The sequence below is a fragment of the Rhodosalinus sp. genome (assembly GCF_041685465.1).
GTDB lineage: Bacteria > Pseudomonadota > Alphaproteobacteria > Rhodobacterales > Rhodobacteraceae > Rhodosalinus.
This window is the reverse complement of record NZ_JAWLFS010000271.1, coordinates 1-3,710: the sequence shown is the minus strand read 5'-3', so window position 1 is coordinate 3,710 and position 3,710 is coordinate 1. Positions and strand designations below refer to the sequence as shown.

Annotated in this window: 4 protein-coding genes, 1 tRNA gene and 1 pseudogene; 2 read left to right on the top strand and 4 right to left on the bottom strand. The window is 67.6% G+C overall.

Translation table 11 applies throughout. The features are described from left to right. The 4 genes and pseudogenes from ACESL7_RS14185 to ectA form a co-directional block, all read right to left on the bottom strand. Positions 1-364, bottom strand: a pseudogene (locus ACESL7_RS14185) (aspartate kinase); the annotation flags it as partial. A 106-nt stretch (positions 365-470) separates the two neighbouring features. Further along, positions 471-875, bottom strand: a complete 405-nt coding sequence (locus ACESL7_RS14180; protein ID WP_372893953.1) for an ectoine synthase — start codon at positions 873-875, stop codon at positions 471-473. 5 nt (positions 876-880) lie between these two features. Beyond that, positions 881-2,182: a diaminobutyrate--2-oxoglutarate transaminase gene (ectB, locus tag ACESL7_RS14175; RefSeq protein ID WP_372893952.1), complete on the bottom strand. Its 1,302-nt coding sequence runs from the start codon at positions 2,180-2,182 to the stop codon at positions 881-883. A 44-nt stretch (positions 2,183-2,226) separates the two neighbouring features. Then, positions 2,227-2,763 carry a diaminobutyrate acetyltransferase gene (gene ectA / locus ACESL7_RS14170; RefSeq protein ID WP_372893951.1) on the bottom strand — a complete coding sequence of 179 codons (537 nt, stop codon included), beginning with the start codon at positions 2,761-2,763 and terminating at the stop codon, positions 2,227-2,229. Positions 2,764-3,018: 255 nt separating this feature from the next. Here ectA and ACESL7_RS14165 point away from each other — a divergent pair, with 255 nt between their 5' ends. After that, a complete protein-coding gene (locus ACESL7_RS14165; protein ID WP_372893950.1) occupies positions 3,019-3,504 on the top strand; it encodes a MarR family winged helix-turn-helix transcriptional regulator in 486 nt (161 codons plus the stop codon). 102 nt (positions 3,505-3,606) lie between these two features. Continuing rightward, positions 3,607-3,690 (top strand) — tRNA-Leu (locus tag ACESL7_RS14160). The last annotated feature ends 20 nt before the right edge of the window (positions 3,691-3,710 follow it).

The window sequence follows — 3,710 nt, the reverse complement described above, 5'->3', positions numbered from 1 at the left end:
GGTCGATCAGGCAGGAGCGCGCGCCTTCGAGGCGCTCGCGCACGAAGTCGTCCGCTTCCTGGATGTCCGCGTTGTGGTCCAGCACCTCGCGATGCGCCTCCTTCATGGCCTCGGCCACGCGGTTCAGCGCGTCCGACCACCCCTGATCGTTCTCGGCATTGGCGAAGAGGGCATAGACGCCCGGCTCGCCCGACTTCTTGTGCTCGAGCAGCAGGTCGGTGATCCCGCCATAGGCCGAGACGACGAAGACGCGGCCGTAGGGATCGCCGCCGCCGTTCAGGAAGAGGCTGTCGAGCAGCTCGCGCGAGCGGCTCATGGAGGTGCCGCCGATCTTCTCGACGGTGTGGGTTCGACTGTCGCTCATGGGCTTTGCCTTTCCCCGCCGCGCCCCGGGGGGCGCTGCGGTCTGTCCTGCTTGCCGGCCGCGCCCGGATCGGGCGCGGCGGTCTCATCTGCATGCGGCGCGCGGCTCAGGCGTCAGCGCCCTCGTCGGCCGGCGCATAGGAGCCGTCGGCGCGGTGCACTTCCTTGCCGGTGACCGGCGGGTTGAACACGCAGGCCATCACCAGATCGGCCTCGGGATCGGCACGCACCGTGTGCCGGTCGTTCTTGTCCAGCGCGTACATCACGCCGGGCCGGATCTCGTGCGTCTCGCCGGTCTCCAGGTCGGTGATCGAGCCGGTGCCGGACATGCAGTAGACACTCTCGAAGTGGTGCTTGTAGTGGAAGCTGTGCTCGCTGCCGGCGTCGAGGAAGGTGATGTGGAACGAGAACCCCATCCCGTCGTCGGCCAGAAGCATGCGCACGCTGGTCCAGTTTGCGTCGCTCACCGTCCGGTCGGACGTCTTGAGCTGTTCGAAATCCCTGACGATCATGACGATTACTCCGCGGCCATCGGTTTGGCCGTCTTCTCGCGGACCGCCGCCTCGAGGATGTCGAGACCGCGATCGAATTGCTCCATGGGCGTGGTGAGCGGCGCGAGCACCTTCACCACCTCGTCCTCGGCGCCCGAGGTCTCGATGATGAGGCCCTGCTCGAAGCAGCGCGCGCAGATGGCCTCGGCCAGTTCGCCGTCGCCCACGTCGATGCCGCGCATCATGCCGCGGCCCTTGAGCCGGGCGCCCGGGATCAGGCGCCGCATCCTGTCGAGGCGGGCCTCCAGGTGCTCGCCCTTCTCCTGAACTTCGGTCAGGAAGGCGTCGTCGCTCCAGAACTTCTCCAGCGCGACGCGCGCGGTGACGAAGGCGTGGGTGTTGCCGCGGAAGGTGCCGTTGTGCTCGGCCGGCTTCCAGATGTCGAGCTCCGGCTTCACGAGCAGCATGGCGAAGGGCAGGCCGAAGCCCGAAAGCGACTTCGCCAGCGGCACCATGTCCGGCTCGATGCCCATCCCGTCGATCGAGAAGAAGCCGCCCGCGCGGCCGATGCCCGCCTGGATGTCGTCCACGATCATCAGGATGCCGTGCTTCTTGGCGAGCGCGTCGAGCCCCTTGAGCCAGGCGTCCGAGGCGGCGTTGAGCCCGCCCTCGCCCTGCACGGGCTCGACCACGAAGGCCGCCGGCTTGTCGACGCCGGAGGAGCCGTTCTCGATCATCGCCTCGACGATCTCGAGCGTGTCGACATCCGCGCCCAGCGCGCCGTCGTAGGGCATGTGGGTGACGCCGTTCAGCTCGGTGCCTGCGCCGGCGCGCTTGGAGGCGTTGCCGGTCAGCGCGAGCGCGCCCAGCGTCATGCCGTGGAAGCCGTTGGTGAAGGCCACGACGTTGCGCCGGCCCGTCACCTTGCGGGCGAGCTTGATCGCCGCCTCGACGGCGTTGGTGCCGGTGGGGCCGGTCATCATCACCCGGTGATCCCAGCCGCGCGGGCTGAGGATCAGCCGCTCGAAGGTCTCGAGGAAGGCGGCCTTCTCGGCGGAATACATGTCGAGGGCATGCGCGATGCCGTCATCGGTGATGTGGGCGAGCAGCGCTGCCTTCATGTCCGGGTCGTTGTGGCCGTAGTTGAGCGACGAGCAGCCGGCGAGGAAGTCGGTGTACTCCCGCCCCTCGGCGTCGGTCAGGGTGGAGCCCTGCGCCCTGGTGAAGACGGCCGGGAAGCCGCGGCAGTAGCTGCGCACCTCCGATTCGCGTCGCTCGAAAATGGCCGTGTCGCCGGCCGCGTGGTCGGTGAAAGCGGTATCTTTCATGGGAAACCCTTCTGTCTGGGTGACTCTGCCGGGCGAGTGCGCGCTCAGGCGGCGCGGCTCTCGGCCTCCGGCAGCTTGATCGTGACCATGTGCTCGGTCGCGTGATACCCGCGGAAGTGCGTGTCGCGGGTGAAATGGGCCTGCGCATCCAGCTGCGCCTCCTGCGCGCGGGCGAAGCTCTTGAAGAGCCCCCAGCTCGCGTCGTTGTCGCGCGTGATCGTCGTCTGCAGGCGCGTGACGCCATCGCATTCGTCGCGATCGAGCAGCCGGGCGAGCATCCGCTTGGCGAGCCCCTCGCCGCGCGCGGCGTCGGAAACGGCGACCTGCCACACGAAAAGCGTCTCCGTGTCGTAGGGCAGCCGGTAGCCGGAGATCCAGCCGACGACCTGCCCGTCGCGCTCGGCGAGGATGCAGGTGTCGCGGAAGTGATCGCACTGGATCAGGTTGCAGTACATCGAGTTCTCGTCGAGCGGTGCGCAGGACGCGACAAGCTCCCACACCGCCGCGCCGTCCTGCGGCTCCGGCTTGCGGAAGCGGATGCGGCCGCCCCCCTGAGGATCGATCTGGCGAACGTTCGACACGGAACTGCTCCCTTGGTTGTTCGCCTTGCAATATAAACACCCCGGACGATCGGTCAACTAGGCTAACGAAATAAGCTTCTGTTGACAGGTTTATCGTTCCATTACAGCATTTTATTCGTACGTCGGGCTTAATTTTTCAAACGCCCCGCTTGATTCTCCCGGCACATTCTTTAAGTAGGCTAACTAAATGTCTCTTGCGGTCACGCGGAAAGGATGCCTATGGGCCTGACATTCGATGCCATCACGGGGCCCGACTTGGACAGGACGGATCAAAGCCTCATCGCGTTGCGCCGCATCCTGCGCGCGACGGAACTTTACGGGCGCGAACTGGCACGCACCGCCGGCCTGACGCCCGTGCAGGTGCGCGTGCTTCAGATCGTCGCCATGCGCGACGGCGTGACGCCCAAGGAGCTCTCGGCGCAGATGGGGGTGAGCCAGGCGACGGTCTCCACCCTCCTCGACCGGCTGTCGGCCAAGGGCATGCTGCGCCGCGAACGCTCCAGCCGCGACCGCCGGCAGACGAACGTCGTGCTGACCGACGCCGGACAGGAGGCGGTGGGCCGCGCGCCCGACGCGCTGCAGCAGCAGTATGTGCGCGCCTTCGAGGGGCTCGAGGACTGGGAGCAGGCGATGATCGTCGCCGCGCTGGAGCGCGTGGCCTCGATGCTCAACGCTGCCGATCTCGACGCCGCGCCGGTGCTCGACCACGGCGAGATCAAGCGCGGGCCGCAGGCGCACTGACCGCAGCGCCTGCGCGTGCTGCTGTCGATCGCGCGCGCGAGCCGGTGCAGGGAACCGGGTGACACCGCCCCGCCTCCGAGGTAGACAACGAGGCAGACCAACGGGGCCGTGGCGGAACGGTAGACGCACCGCATTCAAAATGCGGAGCCGCAAGGCGTGAGGGTTCGACTCCCTCCGGCCCTACCAGTCCCCGCCGACCGGCGAAG

Coding starts and splice junctions, on each gene's coding strand:
- ectB (WP_372893952.1), bottom strand. CDS start 2,182: ATGAAAGATACCGCTTTCACCGACCACGCGGCCGGCGACACGGCCATT.
- ACESL7_RS14180 (WP_372893953.1), bottom strand. CDS start 875: ATGATCGTCAGGGATTTCGAACAGCTCAAGACGTCCGACCGGACGGTG.